This window comes from Hymenobacter bucti (assembly GCF_042681145.1).
GTDB classification, from domain to species: Bacteria; Bacteroidota; Bacteroidia; order Cytophagales; family Hymenobacteraceae; genus Hymenobacter; species Hymenobacter bucti.
The window spans coordinates 1,255,975-1,281,660 of sequence record NZ_JBHUFD010000001.1 but is presented as its reverse complement, the minus strand read 5'-3'; the positions used below and the strand labels follow the sequence as shown (position 1 = coordinate 1,281,660).

Below are 25,686 nucleotides of genomic sequence, written 5' to 3'. Positions count from 1 at the left end.
GCTACTTTTTAATTCTGGTTTCCTTCTTGAAGCCCTTCGGGATGCTGAAGGGAAAGTCTAGGTGCCCCGCACCCACTTCCACTTTTGAGAAGGAGAGCGTAGCGGAAGTGCTTTCGGCGCCACCCTGCTGGCCCACCACGTTGGAAGTGTAGGCAAAAGGCAGGTCGGTGCCATCGGGCTTCTGAAAATCGGTATACGCCACGGTGAGGCTACGCTGAGCGGCGCTCTCACTCACTTTCAACTGCTGCAAACGGCCCGAGTCATTGCTAATCAGTTGCTCAAGCAGCAGCGCGGCCTGCGTGTAGTTTACGGCCTGGTTGGTGCCCTCGGTGGTCACCTTAGGGGTAGTGCCACTGGGAGCAGGCTGATAGTCGCCGAGCAAAATGGCCTGCATCTGCTGGTAGCTTACGGGCACGTTCAGCAACTGGCTGAGGTAAGCATAATCACCAGCGAAATAGGTCTTCTGCAAGCGATTAATCACCCGCACCGAGTCGGGCGTGAGCAGGGCGCGCACGCCCTCAATACCTAGCAGCGAACCCGACAGCCAAATGGCCGAATCGCGCCGCACGCGCAGGTTGAAGTTGGCCGACTGGTCTACCTCCTTACGTTTGAAGTGCACCTTACCGCGGCCGTTCAAGTACTGAAAATTGGTGTTATTAGCTTTTACGCCAGCGGGCGCCTTCACGGGCGCCACGGCAGTAGAGGTACCTGGCCCGAGCTTGCCCGACGACGAGGGCACGCGGTGACAGCTGGCCAAGGCCAGGGCGGCGAGCACGATAGCAGATTTATTCATAAAGCTTTTGGTCTTTGATTTTGCGGTCTAGCAGCGGCGAGGCACCCGGCCCGGCCTTGCGGGCGCGCTGCCATTCAGCTATGGCCTGCGGGTGCTGCCCCAGCTGCCACAGCACGTCGCCGTAGTGCTCGATAACGGCGGCATCTTTGGTGGTTTTGAGGGCGTGCTCCAGACTGGTGCGGGCACCCGCGTAATCTTTCAGCTTATACAGTATCCAGGCGTAGGTATCTAGGTAGGTGTCGTTATCGGGAAACTGCTTGACGGTGCGGCCCGACATTTCCTTAGCCTTCTCCAGCTTTTCGCCGCGCAAACTCAGGTAGTAGCTGTAGTTGTTGAGGGCGCCGTAATTGTTGGGCTCCGCCGCCAAGGCCGATTCATACGCGGCATCCGACTTTGCGTTGTCCTTGAGCTCGTGGTAGGCATCGCCGAGCTGCGCATCAAACTGCGCCTGCAGCTCCAAATTGCCGGCGGCCAGCCGACGGCCGTGCTCCAGGGCCGATACCGCCTGCTTGGGCTGCTGCTTGAGCGAGTGCCCTACCCCATTGAAAAACCACAGCTGCGCCTGGTTAGGGAACAGCTCCAGGGCCCGGTCGCTGTGCGTCACCAGCGAGTCGGCTTGGTTGAGCTCGGCATCGAGTAGCACTACTTGCTGCCACAGCTGGTACTTCGAGTTGTCGAGGCGCAGCGCTTTGAGGTAGGTGTTGCGGGCTTCACGCTTCTTGCCAGTTATGGTTTGCACATCGCCGGCCACGCTGTAGGCCTTGGCTTCTTTGGGGTGGCTGCGCACGGTGGCGGCGGCTAGGTCGAGGGCCAGGGCGTTCAGCTTGTCGTTGGGCAACTGCTTGAGGTAGCCCGCCAGGATACGTACCTGCTGGTCGATGTCGAGCGCCGGGCTCTCGAAAGCCAGCTTCAGCTGCTTTTCCGACTCCTGGGGCTGGTTTTGCTGGCGGTACACCTCGGCCAGAATCAGCCGCGCCTGCGGGTTGTCGGGGTCGGTGCGCAAGGCCTGCTCGGCCATCCGGATGGCCTCGGGTAGGCGGTTATTAGACGCGTACATTTCGGCCTGGGCCAGCACGTAGCGCGGTTCGGTTGGGTTGTTGGCGATGAGGCTTTCGCCTTCCTTCAGCGCCAGGGGCAGGTTATTTTGCCGCAGGTATATCTGCTGCCGCTTAAAGGAAATTTCGTCTAGGGCGCCGAACTGCTGCTGAGCTTTTTCAAGGGTACCTAGGGCCTCGGGCAGCTTGTTTTGGGCCAGGTAAAGGTCGGCCAGCTGAAACAGGTAGTTGCCCGAGCCGGGCACGTCGCGCACCAGGCTGGCGTAGGTGGCCGTGGCGGCATCGTACTGCTTCTGGCTGGCCTGCGCCTGGGCCAGCAGCAAGTAGTAATACGCGTTTTTGGGGTCGAGCTGCACGGCGGCCTGGGCGTAGTTGGTCGCGTCGCGCAGGTTGCCGCTCAGCAGGTTAGCCTCGGCAATCTTGTAGTTGACCGCCGCGTTGTCGGGGCTGAGAGCGTAGGCTTTCAGCAGCCGGTCCAGGGCCTTGGGGTAATCCTCCAGCGTCACGTACTTCACGCCATCCACGAACAGCGCTTCGCTTATCTCTTTATCCTTGGCCGACAGCACCGGGGCGGCGGGGCGCGGGGCGTTGCTGGCGGCGGCCCGCTTAGCTAGCTCGCGCTTTTCCTGGCGGCTGAGCTTGGTGGGCTTGCGGATGACGGCCGCGCTATCGGCCGAGGCACGCCGGCTCTGGGCCCAACCAGCCGGACCGCACAACCCCAAAACCAACAGACTCACAATGAATTGACGCATGGCTATTCTCGCGCAAGCTAGGGCCTGCCTCACGAAAGTACGGGGGAATAAAGACGAACGACGCGACCCTCACCGAGGGCCGCGTCGCCGATAACGTCAGAACTCATCAAAAAATCACACCTTCAACACATTATAATCACCCACGCTCAGGTCGGCGGCTTTGCTGCTCACGGTGGCGAAGTTGCCAACCATAGAGTCGGTAATGGCAGCGTTGAGTATCGAGGCCGAAGTCTGGATGATGGAGTTCGACACGCGCGAATCGCGCACGTTGCTCTTGCTGCCAATGCTCACGTGCGGGCCCACTACCGAGTTGGTAATGATGGCGTTCTCGCCGATGTACACCGGCTCGATAATCACCGAGTTGGTGATGGTAGCCGACTCGGCCACCAGGTTTTCGCCGCGCTCCTTGAGGTACTCCAGGTAGCGCTGGTTGGTGAAGACGGTGGCGTCCTTGTTGCCGCAGTCGAGCCACTCGGTTACCTGGCCAGGCACGAAGATGGTGCCCTTGTTCTTCATGTTTTCGAGGGCGTTGGTGAGCTGGTACTCGCCTTTGTCCTTGATGTCGTTGTCAAGCAGGTATTGCAGCTCTTCACGCAGGTACTCGCCGTCCTGGAAGTAGTAGATGCCGATGATGGCCAAGTCCGACACGAACGTTTCGGGCTTCTCTACGAAGTCAGTAATCTGGCCTTGCTCGTTGAGCTTCACCACGCCGAAGGGCTTGGGGTCCTCTACCTTCTGCACCCAGATGGTGCCGGGCACCGAGCTATCCAGCGTGAAGTCGGCCTTGAACAGCGTATCGGCGAAGGCTACCACCAGCGGTCCGCTCAGCGATTCTTTGGCGCACAGAATGGCGTGGGCCGTACCTAGGGGCTCGTCCTGGTAGTAAATAGTGCCTTTGGCACCTACCGACTCGGCAATCTTAATCAGGCTCTTCTCTACCTCGGCGCCAAAGCGGCCAATGATAAAAGCCACTTCTTCCACGGCTTCGCCGCACACCTGGGCAATATCTTCGACCAAGCGCTGCACGATGGGTTTGCCAGCAATCGGAATCAGGGGTTTGGGAACGGTGAGCGTGTGCGGACGCATGCGCTTGCCCATGCCGGCCATCGGAACGATGATTTTCATTGGAGAGGGGTGAGAAAGGGTAAAAGAGGTTTGTCTTCGACAGATACTCGTTTTGGTTGAAATCGTTTCGCCGCAAAGAAACGCCCGAACCTAGTATGCTGCTACTCGGCTGTGCTATTTAGTCATGTAGCAATTCGGCCAGCACCGCTGGGTCCACGTTACCCCCGCTGAGAATGAGCACTGTGTGCTGGCTGGGCGGCAGGCTGGCGCGGTGTCGCAGCAGGGCGGCCAGCGGCAGGGCGGCCGTGGGCTCCACTACCAGCCGGGCTTCGAGCAGCAGGCGGCGGGCGGCGGCGCGCAGCTCGGCCTCGCTCACGGTCACCACATCGTCGGCGTACTGGCGTAGGTGGGCCAGGGTTAGCTCGCTCAGGGCCAGTGTGCGCACGCCGTCGGCCAGGGTGCGGTTGGTGTCGGCGGCGGCCCACTCCACCACCCGGCCCTCTCGGAAAGAGGCTTGCGCATCGGCGGCCAGCTCGGGCTCGACGCCGATGATTTTCACGCTGGGCTTCAGCAGCTTGATTGCCGCCCCTACCCCACCCAGCAGGCCGCCACCACCCACCGGGGCCAGCACCAGGTCCACGGCGGGCAGGTCTTCCAAGATTTCCAGGCCCACGGTGCCCTGGCCGGCTATCACGTAGGCATCGTCGAAGGGTGGCACCAGCACGGGCGGGTGCGCGGCGCCGGCCAGCAGCCGGGCAGCCACAGCCTCGCGCTTTTCAAGGGCGGGGTCGTAGAGGATAACCTCGGCCCCTAGGGCCCGCGTGGCCGCTATTTTGACCTGCGGCGCGTTGGTGGGCATGATGATGGTGGCCCGCAAACCCAGCTGGCGGGCGGCGTAGGCCACGCCTTGGGCGTGGTTGCCGCTGCTGTAGGCCAGCACGCCGCGCGCCCGCTCCTCGGCCGTGAGGGCCATGATGCGGTTGCCGGCTCCTCGTATTTTAAAAGAGCCGATGGGCTGGAGGCTTTCGGGTTTTAAGAAAATAGCTTCGCCGGACAGCTCGGGCACGTCGAAGGGCAGCAGGGGTGTGCGCCGGGCCAAGCCTTGCAGCCGCTGGCGGGCCTGCTCGATGTCAGAAAGTGTGACGAGATTCATACGTACCTAGGGTCGGGTTGGCGGTTCGCGCAAAGTTGGGGCAAAAACTGCCACCCGACTTTCCGCGTTAGCTGTCCCATCCCGTACTTTGCTTGTATGAACTACATTTTTGAAATCGAACTCGGCATCCAGAGCCTGTTTGCCGCCACCAGCGCCGGCTTCACCAACGATGCCAGCGCCGGCCAGGGCCACGTAAACAACTGGCTCAGCGCCCTGCAAAGCAGCAACGACCCGGCGCTGCGCCCCATCGCGCAGGAACTGGAAGTGCTCAGCCGCGCCATCAGCAGCAACGACGCCACGGCCATGTCCAAGTCGCTCTATCTGCTGGGCAACCTCACCGGCAAGTCCGCGCTCAACCTGCACGCCTTCGGCGGCGGCATCGGCGACAAGCTGCGCGAACTAAGCCAGAAGCTCATGTCGGCCGGCGGTAACCTCCAGCTCATCGGCCAGCAGCAAAACCGCAACGCGGCCTCGGCTCAACATTAATCAATGAGCAATGAACAAAGGGCAATGAGCAGACTGATTATTCGGTCTGCTCATTGCCCTTTGTTCATTGCTCATTATTTACTTACCCGTGCTGCCGTAGCCGCCAGCGCCGCGCTCGGTTTCGCTGAGTTGCTCGACGGGCTGCCAAGCTATGGTTTCGTGCCGCGCTACTACCAACTGCGCGATGCGCTCGCCATCCTGCACCACGAAGGGGTCATTAGATAAGTTGACCAGCAGCACCTTAATCTCGCCGCGATAGTCGGCGTCGATGGTCCCGGGGCTATTGACGATGCCAATACCGTGTTTGTAGGCTAGGCCGCTGCGGGGCCGTACCTGTGCCTCATAGCCTTCGGGCAACGCCAGACTCAGGCCCGTGGGTATGAGTTGACGCTCCAGTGGCCCTAGGGTAATAGAACCATCGGGGAGGTTGGCGCGCAGGTCGAGGCCGGCGGCGTGCGCCGTTTGGTACTGCGGCAGCGCGTGCTGCGAATGGTTGATAACGGGAATCGTAAGCATCATCCGCCAAAATTACTGCTTGTAGCCGCCCTAGGCGCACAAAAAAGCCCGGCTCGTGAGTCGGGCTTTTTGTCTTTCTTATAAAATGCTTGACCTAAATAGCCGCCATCTCGGCGCGCACAAAGTCGGCGAGCTGCGTTAGGTATTCGGTGCTGAAGTCGAAGCGAATGCCCGCCGCGGCGTACACCTCGCCGATGGGCCGGGTATACCCTAGGGCCAGCGCCCGCTGGTAGCCCGCCAGGGCGGCGGCGGGGTCCTGCCGGAAATTGCGCCACACCGCAATGGCGCCGAGCTGCGCCAGCGCGTACTCGATGTAGTAGAACGGCACTTCGTAGAGGTGCAACTGCTTCTGCCACAAGTAAGGGCGGAAGTTTTCGAGGCCGCGCCAGCTCACGCTACGCTGGTTAAACTCCTGAAAAATCTGCGTCCAGCGCTGGTGGCGCTGGTCTTCCGTGTGGGCAGGGTTTTCGTAAATCCAATGCTGAAACTTATCGATGGTAGCCACCCACGGGAAGGTTTCGAGCACGCTCTCGAGGTGCGTTTTCTTGGCCCGGCGCAACTCGGCAGGGTCATCAAAAAACACGTCCCAATGGTCCATGCTCATGAGTTCCATGCTCATCGAGGCCAGCTCGGCTACCTCGCTCGGCGGGTGCTTGTCGGCCGAGAGCGGCAGGCGCCGCGTGAGGAAGGAATGCACCGCGTGGCCGCCTTCGTGCAGCATGGTCACCACGTCGCGGAGCGACGAGGTAGCGTTCATAAAAATGAACGGTACGCCAGTCTCGTCGAGCGGGTAGTTGTAGCCGCCCGGCGCCTTGCCAATTCGCGATTCCAAGTCGAGGTGACCCATCTGGCGCATGGTGCTCAGGCACTGCCCTAGGAAGGGGTCAAGGCGCTGAAACACGGTGATGGTCTTTTCCAACAGCTCTTCGCCGGTTTGGAAAGGCCGCAGCGGCTGCTTGCCGCTGGGGTCCACGTCGAGGTCCCAGGGGCGCAGCTCGGGCAGCGCCAGGGCCTTGCGGCGGGCTTCGTCAAACTCGTCGATGAGCGGCACCACCGTTGCCCGGATGGCCGCGTGGAAGTTAAACGTATCCTCGGGCGTGTAGTCGAAGCGCCCCAGGGCGGCAAACATGTAGTCGCGGAAATTGGCAAAGCCCGCGTTCAACGCCACTTGGTTGCGCAGCTCTACAAGCTCAGTAAACAGCTGGTCCAGCGGCTTGCTGTCTTGCAGGCGCCGCGCCTGAATGGCCCGCCAAGCCTGCTCACGCACGGGGCGCGAAAGGCTCTTGAGGCGGTCGGCGGCGCGGGGCAGCGTTATCTCTTCGCCGTCGAGCGTTACCGTCATGGCGCCCACGGTAGCTGCGTACTGCTGCTGCTTGGTCGATATTTCGGTTTTGAGCGGAATATTTTCTTCGCGATAAATCTCCGACGCCCGGCGCACCGAGCGCAAAAACACGCCGTAGCGCGCTTCATCGAGCTCGGGCAGGTTGGGCGCGGCCAGCAGCTTTTCGTTGAGGGCGTGGTCGTAGGGGGCTACCTGCGGCTCGATTTCCTGCACAAAAAACTGAAAAGCCTCGGCGTGGCTTTCGTCCTGCGTATTGCAGGTCATGCGGATGTAGCGCCACGCCAAGTCCTCGCTCAGCACGGCTTCCAGCTCCGAGCGGTCGAGTAGCCACTGCTCGAGGGCTGCCGCACTGGGCAAACTGCGAGTCTGCAACTCCTGAAAAAAAGGCTCCAGCGCCGCCCAGTCGGTGACGTAAAACTCCTCCGGTAAGTAGTGGCGCGCGGGCCGCGCCGTGTCCGTCGCCACAGACAGGGCAGTCGTATCAACCTCTGATATCAGCATAGAAATGGGGTACGCAAATGGTACGCTAATGGGTATGGGCGCTGCTAAACCAGCTAGCCAGCACAGCGCCCGGCGGCAAGCTGACGGGCTGCTTCCGCATAGCAAAATAAGCTGCACCGCCTAAACTGCAACCACCAAGCCTTACCGAATGGTTACACCAATAGCTACCAACTGCACCTAAGCGCTTGGCTATTATTTAAATAAGATTACCCAGGCTTAGCCTATTTCTATCACCACGTCGCTCGTGAGCGGGTGGGCCACGCAAGTCAATATATAGCCTTTAGCGATTTCTGAGTCGGAGAGACCTTCGCGCTCATCAAGGTGTACTTTGCCCGACAGACACTTGCCGCGGCAGGCGGTGCACAGGCCGGCCTGGCACGAATACGGCAGGTCGATGTCTTCGTCGAGGGCGGCATCAAGAATGGTTTTGCCGGTGGGCACTGTCAGCACATACTCGCTGCCTTCGTACTGAATGGTCACGTTGCGGCTCTTCGCGGGGCCGTCGTCGTCGCCGGCCAGCACGTCGCCGTGGGTGGCGCTGGCCTCGGCCGTGTCGGCGGCGGCCACAAAGCTCTCGCGCCGGATGCGGCTGCTAGGTACGTTGAGCAGCTGCAGAGCGGCCTCGCACTCCGTCATCAGGCCCTCGGGGCCGCAGATGTAGTACTCGGCCTGCGGGGCCGGAAACTGGTGGCGCTGCTCCAAGATGCGCAGGATGGTGGTGCGGTTGACGCGGCCCGTGTGCTGGTGCGGCCCGGCCGGGCGCAGCGGCTGGCTGTACACGTGCTCGACTTGCAAGCGGCCGCGGCTGCCGGCTTCCAGCTCATCGAGCTGCTTTTTAAAGATAACCGAATCCTCATTGCGGTTGCCGTAGAGCAGCAGCACGTGGCTCTGGGGCTCCTCGCTGAGGATGGCCTTGAGCATGGACATGAGCGGCGTGATGCCCGAGCCCGCCCCGATGAGCACCAGTGAGCGCGCCGCCTTGGGGCTGGGCTGCACCACGAAGTTGCCGAGCGGCGGCAGCACCTCGTACTGCTGGCCTACTTTTACGCTATCCAGCAAGTAGTTGCTAACCAGGCCGCCCGCCACGCGCTTCACGGTTACGGACAGGCGCGGGGCCTCGGCGGGCGTGCTGCTGAGCGAGTAGGCGCGGCGCTCTGGCTTGGTGCCGGCCGGGCCGCAGGGCACCAGCAGGGTCAAAAACTGGCCGGGCTTGCTAGGTACGGTCTGGCGGTCGGGCCGCTCAAGGTGAATGGTAACGGTATCGGGGGTTTCCTGGGTAAGGGCGACGACGGTCAGCGTCAGGTACGACGACATGGGCTCAAGCTTGATAGAACAGAATAGAGCGCAAATTTACGGCTCGCATAGCTGGTACGGCTAGTGTATAATTTGGGTGCCTCGCCAACCTGGCGCTTACTTGAGCGACGTAGCCTAGCTTCGCGGCCCGATGTTACACGATTTAGCCTCTCTCCTCGCCCGGCACCGCGACCGGCTGGCCCCCATTTTTGCTTTTCCGTTGCGCGGCCCCAATGTAGCCCGCCTCAACTTCACAGATACCAATCCGCTCCTTACCCACCCCGAACGCTTGCGCGACACCGTCGCTTTTGATGAGCTAGTGCAACAGATGCTGGCCGAGCAGCACGCCTCTACTGGCATCGGCGGTTACCTCGAAAACCGCGTTATTTACCGCCGCAGCCCGCATTTCAGCAATGAAAATGAGGCGCGCTCGTTGCATTTGGGCGTTGATGTGTGGGTGCCAGCTGGCACGCCCGTAGCCGCGCCACTAGCAGGCGTAGTGCATAGCGTAGCAGATAATGATAATTTTGGCGATTACGGACCAACGGTTATCCTACAACATTGGCTAGATGGCATACCCTTCTACACGCTTTATGGCCATCTAAGTCGCACTGATTTAGCCGCTTTGCAACCACGTAATCCGATACTTCTAGGGCAGGTATTCGCTCACGTCGGGCCTTACCCTGAGAATGGTGATTGGCCTCCGCACTTACACTTTCAAGTAATAAGCGATATGCAAGGGCGCAGGGGGGATTTTCCGGGTGTAGCTCCAGCTAGTGAACAAAACTATTGGGCAGAGCTATGCCCTAGTCCTTGGCTATTACTGAAATAGTGCAGGATATAGCTTCATTGCGCTAATCACCTATTTCTCCCGCTCTATCGTGTAGTTTATCAGGGCCTCCAACGCGGTGCGGGCGGCGGAGGCCGGAAACTCGTGCAGAATATCTAGGGCCTCGTCGCGGTAGCGCTCCATGGTGCGCACGGCGTAGTCGAGGCCACCCGATTTCTTCACAAAGTCGATGACGTGCTGCACGCGGTCGCGGTGGCCGGCGTTGTTTTTTACGTTGAAAATAATGCGCCGCTTGTCGAGCCAGCTCGCCTGCTGCAAGGCATAGATGAGCGGCAAAGTCATTTTTTTCTCCTTGATGTCGATGCCTAAAGGCTTGCCGATTTCGGCGGTGCCGTAGTCAAACAGGTCATCTTTTATCTGGAAAGCCATGCCTACTTTTTCGCCAAAGAGGCGGGCGCGCTCCACTACTTCCTTGCTGGCACCCACCGAGGCCGCTCCCACGGCCGTGCAAGAGGCAATGAGCGAAGCCGTTTTCTGGCGAATGATGTCGAAATAAATATCCTCCGTAATGTCCAGCTTGCGGGCCTTCTCGATTTGCAGCAGCTCGCCTTCGCTGAGCTCGCGCACGGCGCGGTTCACGATTTTGAGCAGGTCGAAGTCATCGTTTTCCAGCGCCAGCTGCAAGCCGCGCGAAAGCAAATAATCGCCCACCAGCACGGCTATCTTATTCTTCCAGAGCGCATTGATGGAGAAAAAGCCGCGGCGGTAGTTGCTCTCGTCCACCACGTCGTCGTGCACCAGCGTGGCGGTGTGCAGCAGCTCGATAAGCGCCGCACCGCGAAAAGCGGCGGGATTCAGCTCGCCGGCGGGGTCGGCGGCCGCGGTGCGGGCCGTCAGGAACACGAACATGGGCCGCACCTGCTTGCCTTTGCGGCGCACGATGTAGCCCATTATCTTATCGAGCAGCAGCACGTTGGTTTGCATCGACTGGCGGAACTTCACCTCAAACTCAGCCATTTCGGCGGCGATAGGAGCTTGGATAGAGTCGAGCGGATGTGCCATGCAGGGGCAATGATACGGCAGGCAGCCGCATTGAGCCACGTTGCCCAGGGAGTAGCTTGCGGTGCTTTTCGCCCCTATACGTATGCTTACTACTGTTGAGTTCGTGCTCACTGGCCCCAGCCACGGTCGGCCTTTCGCCGCCGATGCTACTTATCTGGCTCCCGACTCGCCCGCCGCACCGGCCCGGCCCGTGGTGGTGTTCGTGCACGGTTTCAAGGGCTTCAAGGACTGGGGGCACTTCCCGCTGCTGGCCCGTTTTTTTGCCGCGCAGGGGTTTGTTTTTATCAAGCTCAACCTCTCGCACAACGGCGTGGTGGTAGGCGGCTCCGGTGACCTGGAAGACCTGGAGGCCTTCGGGCACAACAACTTTAGCCACGAGCTAAACGACCTAGGGCAGTTGCTGGACGCCCTGCACACGCCCGGCGCCACACCCCTGCCCGCCGCGCTGCTCGACCTGGGGCGCCTCTTCCTCATCGGCCACAGCCGGGGTGGCGGGCTGGTGCTGCTGAAGGCCGCCGAAGATGCGCGCATCCGGGCCGTGGCTACCTGGGCCGCCGTGGCCGACCTCGCCCCGCGCTGGCCCACCGAGGTGCTGGCGCAGTGGCAGCGCGAGGGCGTGCTCTACGTACCCAACTCGCGCACTGGCCAGCAACTTCCTATGTATTACCAGATTGCGGAAGACTACCACGCCAACCTGCCGCGCCTCGACCTGCCCAGCCTAGTGCCGCAATTGCGGCAGCCGCTGCTTATTGTGCACGGCGACCCCGACGAAACCGTGCCCCTAGGTGCCGCCCAGGAACTGCTGGCCCGCAAGCCCGACGCCGAGTTGTTCATCGTGCCGGGCGCCGGGCACATGTTTGGCGGCAGCCACCCGTGGGCATCGGCCGAGCTGCCGCCGCTGGCCCGGCTGGTAGCCGAGCGCACGGCCACCTTCTTTCGGCAGTACCCATGAGCGACGTATTGGCTTATCTGCTGCTCGGCGGCAACCTAGGCGACCGGGCGGCCCACTTGCAGCAGGCCCGGCAAAATCTGGCCGCCGCGGCTGGCGAAATCGTGGCTGCCTCGGCCTATTACGAAACGGCCGCCTGGGGCCGGGAAGACCAGCCGGCATTCCTGAACCAAGCGCTGGCCGTGCGCACCGCCTTGCCCGCCGCCGCGCTGTTAGCCGCCTGCCTGGCCACCGAGCAGCTAGCCGGCCGCGAGCGGCAGCAGCACTGGGGCGCCCGCACCCTGGACGTGGATATTTTATTCTACGGGGCCGAAATTATTGCCACGCCTACCCTGGTGGTGCCGCACCCGGCGCTGCCCGCCCGCCGCTTCGCCTTGGTGCCACTGGCCGAAATAGCCCCGCAGCTGGTACACCCGCAGCTGCACCAAACGGTAGCCGAGCTGCTCGCTAGCTGCCCCGACCCGCTAGCGGTAGTTAGGATAATGGGTAATTTGAGTAATGGGTAATAAGCGTAATTTGAGTAATAAGTAATGAGCTTGATTACCTCATATTACGCTTATTATTTAAATTACCCATTACTCAAATTACCCATCACTTAGATAGACCCCACGGTGGCGGTGGGCGCTATTTTCTTCACTAAGCCTTGCAGCACCTTGCCGGGGCCGCACTCCAGGAACGTGGCGGCGCCATCGGCGGCCATGGCTTGCACGCTCTGAGTCCAGCGAACGGGCGCGGTAAGCTGGGCCAGCAAGTTAGCCTTGATTGCGGCGGGGTCGCGGTGCGGGGCGGCGTCCACATTCTGGTACACGGGGCAGCGCGCCGGCTGAAAAGTGGTGCGCTCGATGGCTTCGGCCAGCGCGGCCTGGGCCGACTGCATCAGGGGCGAGTGAAAGGCCCCGCCCACCGGCAGCGGCAAGGCGCGCTTGGCGCCGGCCGCTTTCAGGGCCTCGCAGGCCTTGGCGATGCCCTCGACCGAACCGGAAATAACGAGCTGGCCGGGGCAGTTGTAGTTGGCGGCCACCACTACGCTGCCCGCCGCCGCAATTTCCTGGCACACCCGCTCCACTACCTCATCGGCGAGGCCCAGGATAGCGGCCATCGTGCCGGGCTGCTCGTCGCAGGCGGCCTGCATGGCTTGGGCCCGGCGCGCCACCAGCGGCAGCGCATCGGCAAAAGAAAGCACGCCGGCCGCCACCAGCGCCGAAAACTCACCTAGGGAGTGGCCGGCCACCATGGCCGGCTGGATGCCCGGCAGCGCCGCGAACTGCGCCACCGAGTGCACAAACACGGCGGGCTGGGTCACATCGGTGCGGCGTAGGTCAGCCTCGGTGCCCTCAAACATAAGTTGGGTTAGGCTGAAGCCTAGAATGTCATTGGCCTGGGTAAGCAGAGCGCGGGCGGCCTCACTGTGTTCGAATAGGTCGCGGGCCATGCCCGGAAACTGGCTGCCCTGGCCGGGAAAAACAACGGCCACGGGGCCAGCGGTAGTAGGTTGGGTGGGGTTCACAAACAGCGGTACTAAAGTAGAAAAAAGCTCGCCGACGGCTCGCGAGGCAAACTTAACGCAAAAAAAGCCGCCTCTTTCGGGGCGGCTTTTTCGATTGCGAGGTAGTTAGCTAAGGCTAGCGCACGATTTCTACCCAGCCTTTGTAGGTGCGCTTGGTACCGGCAAAGTCAGCAAACTCGACCTCGGCCAGGTAGTAATACAAGCCATTCGATACCTTACCGTTGGCTCCCGTCTCGTTGAGCGGGCCGCCCCCGTCCCAGTTGATGTAAGGGTCTTTGTCGCTCTCATACACCTTGCGGCCCCAGCGGTTGAATATCTGAACGTGCGTGCGCCGGATAGCGCTCGCCGTCTTGGGCCGGAATCGCTCGTTGAGCCCATCTCCGTTGGGCGTGAAGATGTTGGGCAGCAGGAAGAATGCGCAGTTGTCCTGACAGGCCACGTTGCTGAGCGCGCTGCGCACCCGGGCCGCGTTCACGGCCTGCACCTGGTAGCAGCCCGCCCCGCCCGTGTTGCCCGCCGTGTTCAGGGGCACCTGGTGCAGGTAGGTGTACTGGGTGGTCGAGTCGATGAGCGTAAACGGCCCCTCGGCCGTGCTGCGGTAGAAGATGCGGAAGTACGCCACCTCGCCGCTGCAGCCGGCCGGCGTGTTGCCGAGGGTCCAGCGCAGGCGGTTCTGGTAGCGCAGAGCCGCAAAGTCAAGGTTCGAATCTCGCTGGTCGAGGTTGGCCAGGCTGTCGCAGTTGGTGGGCACTACGGTCAGCACCGGCGTGCAGGGCGTCGGGATGAGCAGGGCGCAAATCTCCTGGCTGCGGTTGAGCAGATTGGTGAGAATGGGCTGGTTCAGCGAGTTGGTCGGCGTGGTGTACTGCCCGTTCGTTTGCACGTAGTAGCAGTAGTTGGCGCCCCGCGTCAGGCCCCGGTCGACGTACGTGACGCTGCTGGCGCCCGCGCTGGGCGTCAGCGTAGCCACCTGCGCATAAGGGCCCGTGGCCCCGAGCCGGCGGAAGATGAGCGTGGGCTTGGTGCTGTTGTCCCACGGCACCTGGTAGGACCAGGTCAGCGTGTTCAGGTTGTTGTTGCCATCGGGCACCACGCCCAGGCGCACGCTGCTGGCCAGTGGCGAGGTCTCCGAGGTTTCGGCGCTGCCGGGCTGGGTGGTGGCGGCGCTGAAGAAGACGAGCTGGTAGGTGTACTGCCCGTCCTGCGTGTTCAGGGCCGGGGCACTATCCACGTAGGTGGTGTCGGTCAGGCTGGTTTTGGTCGTCACCAGCGTGAAGGGCGCGGCGCCCGTGCTGCTGCGGCTCAGGCGGTACCCAAGGGGCGCGTTGAAGCTGCCCACGTTGGGCCGCGGCTGCGTCCACTTGATGGCAATCTGCCCGTTGGTGGGGGCCGTCGTCAGCACGTCCACGTTGGTGAGCTGCGCCGAGCGGCCTAGGAGCGCGCTACACGACTCGTTGGAGGCCAGGCTGGCCCCGCCCGCCGGCAGCGGGAACGTGACGTAGATGCGGTAGCAGTACGTGCGGCCTCGCGCCAGACCAGCGCCGTTGTTGTCGTCGGTGTAGGCCGTAAGGTTGGCCGGAATGCTGGCGATGCGCGTGTAGCCCGCCGCGGCCGGAATCCCCGTTTCACACGGCCCTGGTGTGAAGGGATAGGAGTTTTCGCGGCGGTAAATCTGGATGGTCGGTAGCACGCCGGGCTGGCTCGATGTCAGGCAGGGGTAGCTGGCCCACGTCAGCAATATCCGCTGGTTGGTCGTGACGGTGGCTTGCAGGTTAGTGGGCGCGGGGCCCACTACCGTTACGCGCCAGGTTTTCTCATCAATCAGCGGCGGGTCAGAGGCAATGGCCGGCGTGTGCGGCGTGTCCTGCGCCTTGAACACCACGAGGTAGGGCTGCGCCGCAATGTTTTCACACTGCGTAGCCCAGTTAAACCGGCCCACCGCGCGCGGCGGCCCCTGTGTAGACTGCCGGAACGTGGCGGGCGGGATAATGCCGCTGTAGGCAAAAAGCTGTATCGGCGTGGCCGGCGCATTGGGCCCTACCCCATCCACGGCCGTGACGCTTTTGTTGAGCACGGCACCCGCGATTACGCACGTGTCCTGCGGAATCCGGATAACCGGGGGCAAATTGGTAGTGGCCACCACGTCTATCTGCATGTCCCGGAGCACCTCGCCTCGCATAATGTAGGCTCCTAGGGCATTTTTTCGCCACTCTTCCACGATAATCGCCACGTTGTAGGTGCCCGTGCGCAAAGGCGCGTTCCAAATGAGCTGGCCGCGGTTGTTGATGGTGAGCGACGCGTTGGCGCCTACATTGGCCAGTTGGTTACCGTTATTGTCTAGGAACGATACCTGCCTCGGATTCTGGCCATTAGCATCAAATGACTGGCTATTCGGATATTGGTAGCCACTGGTAATGGTGGGCGTCGGGATGAAGCTGGCGGGCAGTGGGTTGGGTATCAGCGCCACTTGCTGGCTCTGCATTAGCCGAAAGCCGAGTGAGTCGCCATCGGCGTCGTAGGCGGCCGGGTTGTGCAGGAACACCTGCCCGGCGGCGGCCGCGTCGATAGCCGGCGCCTTCAGTACCGGTAAGCTATTCTGACCCAGGCCGGGGTCTACGGTCAGCGTGGTACTAATGTAGAACGTCTGGTTTACCGAGCCCGTCATGTTCACCACACCCGCCACGCGGTTGGCTTCGACCATGCTGGCCGTGTACCGGCCCGAGCCGGGGTAGGTGTGCTCGAAGTAAAAGGTAATGACGTTGGCCGTCGGCGATACGCTAACTTCCGTGGATTTAGGAATGCCACTCGGCGTATCGAGGTCGCTGGTTTTGCCATCGCCGTAGTACACTCGAATGGTATTTTGCTGCACATACCGCGGGTCGCGGTACAGCGTTAGCTTAAAGAAAATGCGATTCGGGTTGCGGGTCGGCGTTGTGTCGACCTTGGCCTGAATGTCGCCCGCGCGCAGGTGGGTGGCGTGCGCGGCTGTGGGAAGCAGCCAGCCCAGCCCAGCCAGCAGGAAGGTCAGAAACCACCCGCTGCGCCAGAAGGACGACTTAGGAGAGGAAAGTGTTTGCATATAACAATAATAAGGGGTGCGGAGACTATTCCTTCACTGCCAACCCACTACCAGACACAACCTTTTGGAGCAAGATTGGTTGTAAACAGGTTATGCTGGCTAACGGCGCTGGGAAACGATTGATTCAGGGCGATGCGGAGTTAATAGAACAGTAATATTTAACCATTCTAAATAGTACGCATATTAGACGGCGTGCTTGGGGGTCAGGGCCTGCGGCCCTACCTTTGGGCAACTTAAGTAGCTCTTTTTTGGCTGATATTTTTATGAATTGGTTTACAAAAACCTTTACCAGCAGCATCGGGCGCAAGATTGTCATGTCCCTGACGGGCTTGTTTCTTTGCACTTTCCTGGTAGTACACTTGGTTGGCAACCTCCAGCTCTTCAAAAACGATGACGGCGTCGCGTTCAACGTTTACTCGCATTTCATGGGTACCAATCCCATCATTCGCACCATCGAATGGGGTTTGGTACTAGGTTTCGGCTTTCACATCTACGAGGCCCTGATGTTGCAACTGCGTAATAAGGGTGCCCGTGCTCACAAGTACGACCAGTGGGAAGCTAAACAGAACTCAGAGTGGACCTCGCGCAACATGGGCCTGCTGGGCTCTATCATTCTGGTTTTCTTAATAGTACACCTGTACAACTTCTTCTGGCGCGCCCGCTTTGGCTCCATCGACCCGGACATTAACCACAACGATAACCTCTACAAAGTAGTGGTAACGTCGTTTCACCAGCTTTGGTATGTGGTACTGTACGTAGCAGCGCAGGCCAGCCTAGGGTACCACCTCTGGCACGGCTTCCGCTCGGGCTTCCAGACCCTAGGCCTGAACCACCGCAAATACATGCCGCTGATTAAGAACTTTGGCTACGCTTTCGCTGTCCTAGTTTCAGCTGGTTTCGCTGCGATGCCGCTGTATTTCTACCTCTTTACCAACGAGCAGGGCGCGCTGAAAGATGGCGTAGCCGTGACGTTGCAGCATTTGACGTTGGCTTTTAACTAATTTGTTAAGCCGCTAGGCAGTTGGGGGCCGAGTTAGTTACTAACTCACGCTTCTCGCTTACCTAGCCCCCTAACTTCCTAATCACCCACTAGATATGGAATTGCTTTCCAAAGCTCCCGAAGGTCCACTGGCCGAAAAATGGGACAAACACAAGTTCAACGTCAAGCTCGTTAACCCCGCCAACAAGCGTAAGTACGACGTAATTGTGGTGGGTACTGGGCTAGCCGGGGCAGCTGCTGCGGCTTCGCTAGCCGAACTGGGCTACAACGTAAAAGCCTTCACGTACCACGATTCGCCGCGCCGGGCGCACTCCATTGCGGCGCAGGGCGGCATCAACGCGGCCAAGAACTATCAGAACGACGGCGACTCCGTGTTTCGCTTGTTCTACGACACCATTAAGGGTGGTGACTATCGCGCCCGTGAGGCCAACGTGTACCGTCTGGCGCAAGTGTCGGTTAATATCATTGACCAGTGCGTGGCACAGGGCGTGCCCTTCGCCCGGGAATACGGCGGACTGCTAGCCAACCGCTCGTTTGGTGGTGCGCAGGTAAGCCGCACGTTCTACGCCCGCGGCCAGACCGGGCAGCAGCTGCTATTGGGTGCCTACTCGGCTCTGAGCCGGCAGGTGGCCTATGGCAAGGTTAAGCTATATACCCGCTCGGAAATGCTCGACGTAGTGGTAGTTGACGGCCAGGCTCGCGGTATTGTCACGCGCAACCTCATTACTGGTGAGGTACAAACGCACGCGGCCCACGCCGTGGTACTAGCCACGGGTGGCTATGGCAACGTGTTCTACTTGAGCACCAACGCCATGTACTGCAACGTGACTGCTCCTTGGCGGGCACACAAAAAGGGGGCTTATTTCGCTAACCCTTGCTTCACCCAGATTCACCCCACCTGCATCCCGGTATCAGGCGACTACCAGTCGAAGCTGACGCTGATGTCAGAGTCGCTGCGTAACGATGGCCGCGTGTGGGTACCCGCTACCAAAGAAATCGCCGAGCGCTTGCGCAAAGGCGAAATCACGGCTACTGACATCAAAGAAGAAGACCGCGACTACTTCTTGGAGCGTAAGTACCCCGCTTTTGGTAACCTCGTACCGCGCGACGTAGCCTCGCGCAACGCCAAGCAGATGTGCGATGAAGGCCGTGGCGTGGGTTCAACCGGCCTAGCCGTGTACCTTGACTTTGCCGACATTATCAAGCGCACCAGCGCCGAGGCAGTAAGCCAGAAGTACGGTAACCTTTTCGCCATGTACGAGAAGATTACCGATGAAAACCCCTACCAACTGCCGATGCGCATTTACCCGGCGGTGCACTATACTATGGGCGGCCTATGGGTTGATTACAACCTGCAAACCACCATCCCGGGCCTTTATGCCACGGGCGAGTGCAACTTCTCGGACCACGGCGCTAACCGCCTAGGTGCCTCGGCCCTGATGCAGGGCTTGGCCGACGGCTACTTCGTGATTCCGTACACCATTGGCGACCAGCTGGCCCAAACGCCGCCTAAGCCAGTAACGACCGACCACCCGGCTTTCGCGGAGGCTAAAGCCAGCGTGCAGGCCCGAGTAGAGCAGCTGCTGAGCATCAACGGCACCCGCACGCCTGACGAGTTTCACAAGAAACTGGGTCACCTCATGTGGGAGTATTGCGGTATGGCCCGCAATGCCGAAGGCCTCAAATACGCCAAAGCCGAAATCGCCAAGCTGCGTAAGGAGTTTTGGAGTGATGTAAAGGTGCTAGGCAACGGTGAGGAAATGAACCAGGCTTTGGAGAAAGCGGGCCGCGTGGCCGATTTCATCGAGCTCGGCGAGTTGATGGTAGACGACGCCCTAGACCGGAACGAAAGCTGCGGCGGCCACTTCCGCGAGGAATACGCCACTGAAGACGGCGAAGCCAAGCGCGACGACGACCATTACGCCTACGTAGCCGCCTGGGAATATATGGGCGAAAACCAGCCCGAGCGCCTCAACAAGGAAGAGCTAGTGTTTGAGAACGTGAAGCTCACCCAGCGCAGCTACAAATAATTATTAATGAGCAATGAACAATGGACGATGAGCAGCTCTACTGCTGTTCTGTTCATTGTTCATCGCTAATTGTTCATTACCCTATATGGCCGGCTCTAATCCCAACGCTAAACCTATGAACCTGACGCTGCGTGTGTGGCGGCAGCCCAACCGCCAGACCGAAGGCCAGATTGTGGAGTACAAAGTGAACGAGATATCTCCCGATATGTCGTTCCTGGAAATGCTCGACGTGCTTAACGAAGACTTGCTGCGCAAGGGTACCGACCCGGTAGCCTTCGACCACGACTGCCGTGAGGGCATTTGCGGCTCGTGCGACTTGTTTATCAACGGCCGCTCGCACGGTCCGGAGAAGGGTACTACGACATGCCAGCTGCACATGCGCAAGTTTTCGGATGGCGATACTATCACCATCGAACCTTGGCGCGCCAACGCTTTCCCAGTCAATAAAGACCTCAGCGTAGACCGCTCAGCATTCGACCGCATTATCCAGGCGGGCGGCTACGTGAGTGTGAACACGGGCGGTGCCCCCGACGGCAACGAGATTCCGATTCCAAAGGAAATTGCAGACCGGGCATTTGAGGCAGCTACCTGCATCGGCTGTGGCGCTTGCGTGGCAGCCTGCAAAAACGCTTCGGCGATGCTCTTCGTGAGCGCCAAGGTATCGCAGCTGGCGCTGTTGCCGCAGGGCAAGGTAGAAGCCCAGACCCGCGTCGAAAACATGGTGGCCCAAATGGACATCGAAGGCTTCGGCGCCTGCTCCAACATTGGCTCGTGCGCAGCTGAGTGCCCGGTGGGCATCTCGCTAGAAAACATTGCTATCCTGAACCGTGAATTCCTGACAGCTAAAATCTCTTCGAACAACTTGGCTTAAGCTCTAGCTAGTTATTAGCAAACAGCGCTCTGGCTTCGCCAGGGCGCTGTTTTTTATTGTGGCTGTACTAAAACATCCCAGTCAGTTATTACCTAGGTTATTGTTTGCCGGAACTACCGAGGGCGGCGGCGGCGGGCTGAATAAATACGTGCCGCACATCGGGGTAGGTAGTTTTGATAGAGGCGCACAGGTGCTCCACTGCCTCCGTTAATTGTGCCACGGACAAATCGGGCATAAATTCGACGGGTAGCACCACCAGTAGCTCGTGCGGGCTGAGGTAGGAAGAGAGTGCTGGGGCTGTGCTCACAACAGCAGGCTCGGCCTGCACCAGAGAGGTTATCTTTTCTAATAATTGGGGCTCGGCGGGCTCGCCTAGGAGTAGACTTTTGGTTTCGCGCAGCAACAGACCCGCCACTACAAAGAGCAGCAGGCCAATAAGCACGGAGGCCACCCCATCAAGCACCGGTTGATGAAGAAGATGGCTAAGCAAGACGCCCAGGAATGCAATCAGCAGCCCCAACAGGTCGGAGGCGTCCTCAAACAGCACTACGAAGATGGAGGGGTCCTTGCTGGCGCGAAAGGCCTGCCAGAACGGTTGGCGCCCCCGCTGAGCGTTGAAGGTGCGGCGGGCCACCAGAAAGGAGGCGCCGTCGAAGCAAAAAGCCACCGTCAATACCACGTAGTTCCAGGTGGGGCTACCTAGGGGAGCCGGGTGGCGGATGTGCTCAATGCCATCGTAGAGCGACAAGCCACCGCCGATGATGAAGATGAGCACGGCCACCATAAAGGCCCAGAAATACAGCTCGCGGCCATAGCCAAATGGCCGCCCGGCGGTGGCAGGCTGCTGGCTTTTGCGCAGCCCCAGCAGCAGCAGCCATTCATTGGCCGTATCGACCAGCGAGTGGATGCCCTCGGACAGCATCGCGGAGCTACCCGTAAACCAGGCAGCCACGAATTTGATGATAGCGATACCCAGGTTGGCGGCCAGCGCCATCACGATGGCGGTTTTAGATTGAGGTTCGTCGGTTGGCAAGGGCGGGGCTGTAGAGGCCGGGGTATATCCGGGGCCTACCGGGGCTACTACGGGCCAGCACCGCCCAAGGCTGCGGCCGAGCTACTTATCTCGCGGGCTCGCCAGGGTACAGCCCAGTTGCACCAAGCCGATAAGCTACTCATTCGCTTTGCTGCCTAAAGCCAGTTGGGAAGTCGCGCGGAGCAGCCAAAAAAAAGCTGCACAGTGAGAAGTGATTATGCTGAGCTAGCAAATAGTAGCGGTGAAGCTCCTAGCGCGAGCTTTGTGGCGAAAAGCAAGGCGCTAGAAACCTGCATAAAGCGCCTAGGTTATAGCAATATTCTGAGGCCGACCACGGAGTTGCGCCCCGTAGCACCGTTATTCGCAGGCACATTTGCCGCCCATGAGTTTGCTTGCTGCTGCCGTTCCCGTTGCCGTCTTGGTTTTAGCCTGGGATGAGACCACTCCCGCCGTGCGGGCGCTAGTGGAGGCCACCGAAGCCACTACTTCCGCGCTCGATTCGGTGGTAGTGCTGGTGCCGGCCGAAACTGGCGAGCCTACGCAGGAGGAGTACTTGCCGCTGGCCGCCGAACCCACCCTGCCCGAAGCCGCCGAGGCCGCCATCTCCCCAGCCGAAGCCCCTCCTACCGAACCAGCAGAGGCGCCGCCGCTGGGTTTGCCATCGGCTTCACCGGTCCCGCCAACGCTTTCGAAACTGCCGGTCCCAGGTGCCCCAGCGGCGCTGCCGCCAGCGCTGGCAGCGGCGCTGGCCCCGTTGGCTTGGTCGGAGGTGCGCGTGTTGCGCCTCAGTAGCTTCGGCCTCCCAGGGCTTACGGAGTTGAGCAAGCAAGCTTTACCCCACCCTATTTGGCAGAGCAGCACGCTGCTGCCCGCCGCGCCTTACCTAGGTAGCCAGCCTGAGGTGACCAGCAGCGAAGTAAGCACTACTGCCAACCAAGGCACAATTAAGCCTAAGGCAGCGGTAATGCACGCCACTTTACCAGAAGACGCCGCCGCGCCGGGCGCCCCTACCCCATCGGGAGCAACCCAGCCCGCGCGAGCTCTACCAGGCTTGGCCCCCGATTACTTGCTGGCTGCATCGCCGTTGCCGGCCCTTGATGCCGAAGCCGACCTAGCCCCCATTTTACCCGACGAGCTGGCAACCGCAGAGGCGGCCCCCGCCGAAACCCCGAGCAGCGCCCAAGCAAGCTGGTCCGAAGCCCTGGCCTCGCTGCGCACGCCCCTCCCGATTGATGAGCCGACGCTCGCCGCTGACTTTCAAGACGCGGCGGCCTACTACGCCGCTACTGCGGGCGGAGCAACCGGCACTGGGCCCACCGCGCTGCGGTCGGCAAGCAAGCCCTTTGCGGCGCCTGATTTGAATTTTCAGGTTATTCAGTACGCGCGCTTTGCCGTGCCGGTGGCGCTGGCACAGGCGCCGTTTTCGGCCATCTACGCGCCGGCCTGGCCCACTTGGCTGGCCGCGCAGGAATTGCGCTACCGCACGCGGCAGCCGCTGGTGCTGCACGTGGCTACCCTGGCCGCTGGCGCAGACCAGTCGATTGAAACGGCCACTGGCTGGCAGGCCGAGTTGCAACGCCAAGCCCTGCACCGCGCCGACCTTATCCTGGCTGAAACGCCCGAGCTTACCCGTCGCCTCCGCCACGACCTAGGGCTCTCGCCCGAGCTGGTGCGCACGGTGACCGCTGCCGATGCCGCCGCCGTAGCGCAGGCCCTACGCACTGCCCGCGTGCGCCCAATCATCAATCCGGGTTAATTTTGCCGCTGATGACGGAATTTGAACAGGAATTTGAGGCAGCGCTCGAAGCTGACCCGCACACGGGCGACGTGTTTGTAGTGGCGCCTTTTTCGGTAGCCGAGGTGTACGGCACCAAGGATGAGCTACTTGTGCAAACGGCCATCGAGGGCTTTCCCTACCAGGGCGAGCTCACGCCGCTCGGCGATGGCTACCACGCCCTCGTGATACCCCGCGAGGTGCGCCGCGCCGTGGGCAAAACCGTGGGCGACGTGCTGCGCGTGGCCCTCAGCCACGACCTTAGCGAGCGCGTCATAAACCTGCCTGACGACCTAGCCGCCGGTCTGGCCGAAAATGCCGCGGCCAACACTTTTTTCAAGAGCCTGACCAAGCCCGAGCAGCGCTCCTACGTGCGCTACCTCAAGGGTGCCAAAACGCCCGAGATGCGCGCCAAGCGCCTCACCGAAACGGTTTACCGCCTGGGCATCGGGCGCAAGCGAGAGTAAGCTATAGGTAATTGGCGTAATGGGTAATGGGAGTAATGCTGTCGCATAAACTGAACAGCATTACTCCCATTACCCATTACGCCAATTACCTATAGCTTACCCAGTACCAGTGCCGTGCGGCTAGGCACGTAGAGGCGCAGGCGCGGCGCCTCGGCGGTGCCGCCGCCCCCTAGGGTGTCGTAAACCACTGCTTCGTCGAGGCGGTCGAAGCCACCGAAGGCGGGCCGGTCGGAGCTGAGCACTAGGCGGTAGCGGCCCACGGCGGGCACCGGAATGCCGTAGTCGAAGAAGCTCTCGCTCACGCTGAAGCTGAAGACGAACACCAAGCCGGCCCGCTCGAAGGTGATGATTTTATTGCCGGTGTCGATGTTGAGCAGCTGCGCCGGGCCTTTTACCAATAGCTCGTGCTGGCGGGCCAGCTCCAGCATGGCTTGGTCGAAGGCCAGCAGCTGGTGGTAGCGCAGGTCAGGGTTATCGCCCAGGCTCCATTGGCGGCGGGCGTAGTGGTAGCTCCAGTCGTTGCCGGCGCGGGGGAAGTCTATCCATTCGGGGTGGCCAAACTCGTTACCCATGAAATTGAGGTAAGCCTCGCCGCCCGCGCTAAGCGTAATGAGCCGCATGAGCTTGTGCAAGGCCGTAGCTCGGGCCGCGCCGCCATCGGGGTCAGTGGCCTGCATGTGGTGGTAGATGGCATCACCAAACAGCCATTGGGCCAGGGTTTTATCACCCACCAAAGCCTGGTCGTGGCTTTCGGCGTAGGCCACCGTTTTTTCGCCCTGGCGGCGGTTCACTAGCTGGTGCCAGAGCTCGCCTAGGTCCCAGTCTTCGTCTTGCTTATGCTTGAGGGTCTTAATCCAAAAATCGGGCAGGCCCATGGCTAGGCGGTAATCGAAGCCCACGCCGCCTTCGGCAATGGGGCGGCAGAGGCCGGGTAGGCCGCTCATGTCCTCGGCCACCAGCAAGGCCGCTGGCTTGATTTCGCGCACCAGCGTACTGGCCAGCATGAGGTAAAGAATGGCGTCGTCGTCGGCATCAGGACCGAAATAGCTGTCGTAGCCGCCAAACGCGTGGCCCTCGCCGTGGTGGTGGTAGAGCATCGACGTGACGCCGTCGAAGCGGAAGCCGTCGAAGTGAAACTCTTCGAGCCAGTAGCGCAGGTTGCTCAGCAAAAACTGCTGCACCTCGGGCCGGCCGTAGTCGAACAGCTTCGAGTCCCAGCCGGGGTGGTTGCCGCGGTCGCCTTTATGAAAGTACAGATTGCCTGAGCCGTCGAAGTCGGCCAAGCCCTCGGCCTCGTTCTTCACGGCGTGCGAGTGCACGAGGTCGAGCAGCACCACGATGCCGCGCTGGTGGGCCTCATTCACCAGATAGCGCAAGTCTTCGGGCGTGCCGAAGCGCGAGCTAGGGGCGAAGAAATTGGCCACATGGTAGCCAAACGAGCCGTAGTATGGGTGCTCGAGCACGGCCATCAGCTGCACGCAGTTGTAGCCATCGGCCTGAATGCGGGGCAGTACATGGTCAGCAAACTCGCGGTAGGTGCCCACGCGGCCTTCCTCGGTGGCCATGCCCACGTGGGCCTCGTAGATGAGCGGCTGGCCCTTGGTGGCGTCCGCAATGCGAAAGGCCTGGTCGGTCCACTGAAAAGGATGCTTATGCACCCAAAGCTGGGCCGAGTAGTCTTTGCTATGCTCGTCTTGCACGGCGCGGCGCAGGTAGGCGGGCAGGCGGTCCTTGCCCTGGCCGTGGGCCACCACGTGCAGCTTGTAGCGCGAGCCAGCAGCCGGGCGGCGGCCGTGCTCATTGTCGGCCACGAAGCCTTCCCACACGCCCGTGGCCTCGTCCTTGTGGAGCGGGTCGGCCCCGCGGTTCCAAAAGTTGAAGTCGCCGACCAGGTACATGGCCTCGGCGCCCGGCGCCCACTCGCGCACCACGTAGCCGCGCCGCGTGGCGTCGTAGTGCAGCCCTAGGTGCTGGTGGGCGGTGGCGAAATTGCTCAGCGAGCCGTATTCTTTCGTGATAACGGCCAGCCGGTCGGCCAGCCGCTGCTGGCGGGCCAGCAGCACGGGCTCGTAGGGTTGCAGCCAAGAGTCTTCCTGGGTGAGCGTCAGCGTAGGAGCGGTGGGAGCGGCGGCGGGAACCTGGGCGTTGGCAGACATAAGCAAGGAAAA

General features: G+C 61.0%; 21 protein-coding genes. 9 read left to right on the top strand and 12 right to left on the bottom strand.

Features of this window, described 5'->3' with window-relative positions; genetic code table 11:
- Nucleotide 1: 1 nt before the first annotated feature.
- The 4 genes from lolB1 to ACFSDX_RS05275 all read right to left on the bottom strand — a co-directional run bounded on the left by lolB1 (nt 2) and on the right by ACFSDX_RS05275 (nt 4,818).
- The gene (gene lolB1 / locus ACFSDX_RS05290) at nt 2–793 is read right to left on the bottom strand and encodes a lipoprotein insertase outer membrane protein LolB1 (protein WP_382312153.1); all 792 of its coding nucleotides are present in this window, start codon (nt 791–793) and stop codon (nt 2–4) included.
- Complete coding sequence (locus ACFSDX_RS05285) at nt 786–2,600, bottom strand: tetratricopeptide repeat protein (RefSeq protein ID WP_382312152.1); 1,815 nt, start codon at nt 2,598–2,600, stop codon at nt 786–788. The genes lolB1 and ACFSDX_RS05285 overlap by 8 nt, the downstream gene beginning before the upstream one ends.
- 114 nt (nt 2,601–2,714) lie before the next feature.
- Nucleotides 2,715–3,725: a sugar phosphate nucleotidyltransferase gene (locus tag ACFSDX_RS05280; protein ID WP_382312151.1), complete on the bottom strand. Its 1,011-nt coding sequence runs from the start codon at nt 3,723–3,725 to the stop codon at nt 2,715–2,717.
- Nucleotides 3,726–3,843: 118 nt separating this feature from the next.
- Nucleotides 3,844–4,818, bottom strand: coding sequence for a threonine ammonia-lyase (locus tag ACFSDX_RS05275; RefSeq protein WP_382312150.1), 975 nt, complete (start codon nt 4,816–4,818; stop codon nt 3,844–3,846).
- 96 nt (nt 4,819–4,914) lie between these two features.
- Here ACFSDX_RS05275 and ACFSDX_RS05270 point away from each other — a divergent pair, with 96 nt between their 5' ends.
- Nucleotides 4,915–5,304, top strand: coding sequence for a hypothetical protein (locus tag ACFSDX_RS05270; protein WP_382312149.1), 390 nt, complete (start codon nt 4,915–4,917; stop codon nt 5,302–5,304).
- A 78-nt stretch (nt 5,305–5,382) separates the two neighbouring features.
- Here the strand turns inward: ACFSDX_RS05270 and dut are convergent, their stop codons facing one another.
- From dut to ACFSDX_RS05255, 3 genes are all read right to left on the bottom strand, one after another.
- Entirely contained in the window at nt 5,383–5,823 is a 441-nt protein-coding gene (gene dut, locus ACFSDX_RS05265) for a dUTP diphosphatase (protein WP_382312148.1), read from the bottom strand.
- A gap of 91 nt (nt 5,824–5,914) precedes the next feature.
- Nucleotides 5,915–7,663 carry a M3 family oligoendopeptidase gene (locus ACFSDX_RS05260; protein ID WP_382312147.1) on the bottom strand — a complete coding sequence of 583 codons (1,749 nt, stop codon included), beginning with the start codon at nt 7,661–7,663 and terminating at the stop codon, nt 5,915–5,917.
- A 216-nt stretch (nt 7,664–7,879) separates the two neighbouring features.
- Nucleotides 7,880–8,977, bottom strand: a complete 1,098-nt coding sequence (locus tag ACFSDX_RS05255; RefSeq protein ID WP_382312145.1) for a 2Fe-2S iron-sulfur cluster-binding protein — start codon at nt 8,975–8,977, stop codon at nt 7,880–7,882.
- A 130-nt stretch (nt 8,978–9,107) separates the two neighbouring features.
- Here ACFSDX_RS05255 and ACFSDX_RS05250 point away from each other — a divergent pair, with 130 nt between their 5' ends.
- Complete coding sequence (locus tag ACFSDX_RS05250; RefSeq protein ID WP_382312144.1) at nt 9,108–9,788, top strand: peptidoglycan DD-metalloendopeptidase family protein; 681 nt, start codon at nt 9,108–9,110, stop codon at nt 9,786–9,788.
- 30 nt (nt 9,789–9,818) lie between these two features.
- On the opposite strand, the gene ACFSDX_RS05245 is transcribed toward ACFSDX_RS05250, so the two are convergent.
- Nucleotides 9,819–10,808 (bottom strand): polyprenyl synthetase family protein, encoded by a 990-nt coding sequence (locus ACFSDX_RS05245; RefSeq protein ID WP_382312143.1) that lies wholly within the window; start codon nt 10,806–10,808, stop codon nt 9,819–9,821.
- Between the two features lie 82 nt (nt 10,809–10,890).
- Here ACFSDX_RS05245 and ACFSDX_RS05240 point away from each other — a divergent pair, with 82 nt between their 5' ends.
- Both ACFSDX_RS05240 and folK read left to right on the top strand, forming a co-directional pair.
- On the top strand, nt 10,891–11,760 hold the full coding sequence (locus ACFSDX_RS05240) for an alpha/beta hydrolase family protein (protein WP_382312142.1): 870 nt from the start codon (nt 10,891–10,893) through the stop codon (nt 11,758–11,760).
- Nucleotides 11,757–12,263, top strand: coding sequence for a 2-amino-4-hydroxy-6-hydroxymethyldihydropteridine diphosphokinase (gene folK, locus ACFSDX_RS05235; RefSeq protein ID WP_382312140.1), 507 nt, complete (start codon nt 11,757–11,759; stop codon nt 12,261–12,263). The genes ACFSDX_RS05240 and folK overlap by 4 nt, the downstream gene beginning before the upstream one ends.
- 89 nt (nt 12,264–12,352) lie before the next feature.
- On the opposite strand, the gene fabD is transcribed toward folK, so the two are convergent.
- Nucleotides 12,353–13,264, bottom strand: a complete 912-nt coding sequence (gene fabD / locus ACFSDX_RS05230; protein ID WP_382312139.1) for an ACP S-malonyltransferase — start codon at nt 13,262–13,264, stop codon at nt 12,353–12,355.
- A 115-nt stretch (nt 13,265–13,379) separates the two neighbouring features.
- Entirely contained in the window at nt 13,380–16,343 is a 2,964-nt protein-coding gene (locus tag ACFSDX_RS05225; RefSeq protein WP_382312138.1) for a T9SS type B sorting domain-containing protein, read from the bottom strand.
- Nucleotides 16,344–16,606: 263 nt separating this feature from the next.
- On the opposite strand from ACFSDX_RS05225, the gene ACFSDX_RS05220 reads away from it, so the two are divergent.
- From ACFSDX_RS05220 to ACFSDX_RS05210, 3 genes are all read left to right on the top strand, one after another.
- The gene (locus tag ACFSDX_RS05220) at nt 16,607–17,344 is read left to right on the top strand and encodes a succinate dehydrogenase cytochrome b subunit (protein WP_382312137.1); all 738 of its coding nucleotides are present in this window, start codon (nt 16,607–16,609) and stop codon (nt 17,342–17,344) included.
- A gap of 94 nt (nt 17,345–17,438) precedes the next feature.
- On the top strand, nt 17,439–19,373 hold the full coding sequence (locus tag ACFSDX_RS05215) for a fumarate reductase/succinate dehydrogenase flavoprotein subunit (RefSeq protein ID WP_382312136.1): 1,935 nt from the start codon (nt 17,439–17,441) through the stop codon (nt 19,371–19,373).
- A gap of 115 nt (nt 19,374–19,488) precedes the next feature.
- The gene (locus ACFSDX_RS05210) at nt 19,489–20,244 is read left to right on the top strand and encodes a succinate dehydrogenase/fumarate reductase iron-sulfur subunit (protein WP_382312135.1); all 756 of its coding nucleotides are present in this window, start codon (nt 19,489–19,491) and stop codon (nt 20,242–20,244) included.
- 97 nt (nt 20,245–20,341) lie between these two features.
- On the opposite strand, the gene ACFSDX_RS05205 is transcribed toward ACFSDX_RS05210, so the two are convergent.
- Nucleotides 20,342–21,277 (bottom strand): cation diffusion facilitator family transporter, encoded by a 936-nt coding sequence (locus ACFSDX_RS05205; protein ID WP_382312134.1) that lies wholly within the window; start codon nt 21,275–21,277, stop codon nt 20,342–20,344.
- A gap of 382 nt (nt 21,278–21,659) precedes the next feature.
- On the opposite strand from ACFSDX_RS05205, the gene ACFSDX_RS05200 reads away from it, so the two are divergent.
- Both ACFSDX_RS05200 and ACFSDX_RS05195 read left to right on the top strand, forming a co-directional pair.
- A complete protein-coding gene (locus tag ACFSDX_RS05200; protein ID WP_382312133.1) occupies nt 21,660–23,033 on the top strand; it encodes a glycosyltransferase in 1,374 nt (457 codons plus the stop codon).
- 11 nt (nt 23,034–23,044) lie between these two features.
- Complete coding sequence (locus ACFSDX_RS05195) at nt 23,045–23,518, top strand: YdeI/OmpD-associated family protein (RefSeq protein WP_382312132.1); 474 nt, start codon at nt 23,045–23,047, stop codon at nt 23,516–23,518.
- An 89-nt stretch (nt 23,519–23,607) separates the two neighbouring features.
- Here the strand turns inward: ACFSDX_RS05195 and ACFSDX_RS05190 are convergent, their stop codons facing one another.
- Nucleotides 23,608–25,674 (bottom strand): alpha amylase C-terminal domain-containing protein, encoded by a 2,067-nt coding sequence (locus ACFSDX_RS05190; protein ID WP_382312131.1) that lies wholly within the window; start codon nt 25,672–25,674, stop codon nt 23,608–23,610.
- Nucleotides 25,675–25,686 lie beyond the last annotated feature (12 nt).

Coding starts and splice junctions, on each gene's coding strand:
- ACFSDX_RS05225 (WP_382312138.1), bottom strand. CDS start 16,343: ATGCAAACACTTTCCTCTCCTAAGTCGTCCTTCTGGCGCAGCGGGTGG.
- ACFSDX_RS05245 (WP_382312143.1), bottom strand. CDS start 10,808: ATGGCACATCCGCTCGACTCTATCCAAGCTCCTATCGCCGCCGAAATG.
- ACFSDX_RS05190 (WP_382312131.1), bottom strand. CDS start 25,674: ATGTCTGCCAACGCCCAGGTTCCCGCCGCCGCTCCCACCGCTCCTACG.
- ACFSDX_RS05195 (WP_382312132.1), top strand. CDS start 23,045: ATGACGGAATTTGAACAGGAATTTGAGGCAGCGCTCGAAGCTGACCCG.
- ACFSDX_RS05280 (WP_382312151.1), bottom strand. CDS start 3,725: ATGAAAATCATCGTTCCGATGGCCGGCATGGGCAAGCGCATGCGTCCG.
- folK (WP_382312140.1), top strand. CDS start 11,757: ATGAGCGACGTATTGGCTTATCTGCTGCTCGGCGGCAACCTAGGCGAC.
- ACFSDX_RS05220 (WP_382312137.1), top strand. CDS start 16,607: ATGAATTGGTTTACAAAAACCTTTACCAGCAGCATCGGGCGCAAGATT.
- lolB1 (WP_382312153.1), bottom strand. CDS start 793: ATGAATAAATCTGCTATCGTGCTCGCCGCCCTGGCCTTGGCCAGCTGT.
- ACFSDX_RS05275 (WP_382312150.1), bottom strand. CDS start 4,818: ATGAATCTCGTCACACTTTCTGACATCGAGCAGGCCCGCCAGCGGCTG.
- ACFSDX_RS05200 (WP_382312133.1), top strand. CDS start 21,660: ATGAGTTTGCTTGCTGCTGCCGTTCCCGTTGCCGTCTTGGTTTTAGCC.
- ACFSDX_RS05260 (WP_382312147.1), bottom strand. CDS start 7,663: ATGCTGATATCAGAGGTTGATACGACTGCCCTGTCTGTGGCGACGGAC.
- ACFSDX_RS05285 (WP_382312152.1), bottom strand. CDS start 2,600: ATGCGTCAATTCATTGTGAGTCTGTTGGTTTTGGGGTTGTGCGGTCCG.
- ACFSDX_RS05210 (WP_382312135.1), top strand. CDS start 19,489: ATGAACCTGACGCTGCGTGTGTGGCGGCAGCCCAACCGCCAGACCGAA.
- ACFSDX_RS05240 (WP_382312142.1), top strand. CDS start 10,891: ATGCTTACTACTGTTGAGTTCGTGCTCACTGGCCCCAGCCACGGTCGG.
- ACFSDX_RS05215 (WP_382312136.1), top strand. CDS start 17,439: ATGGAATTGCTTTCCAAAGCTCCCGAAGGTCCACTGGCCGAAAAATGG.
- ACFSDX_RS05250 (WP_382312144.1), top strand. CDS start 9,108: ATGTTACACGATTTAGCCTCTCTCCTCGCCCGGCACCGCGACCGGCTG.
- dut (WP_382312148.1), bottom strand. CDS start 5,823: ATGATGCTTACGATTCCCGTTATCAACCATTCGCAGCACGCGCTGCCG.
- ACFSDX_RS05255 (WP_382312145.1), bottom strand. CDS start 8,977: ATGTCGTCGTACCTGACGCTGACCGTCGTCGCCCTTACCCAGGAAACC.
- ACFSDX_RS05270 (WP_382312149.1), top strand. CDS start 4,915: ATGAACTACATTTTTGAAATCGAACTCGGCATCCAGAGCCTGTTTGCC.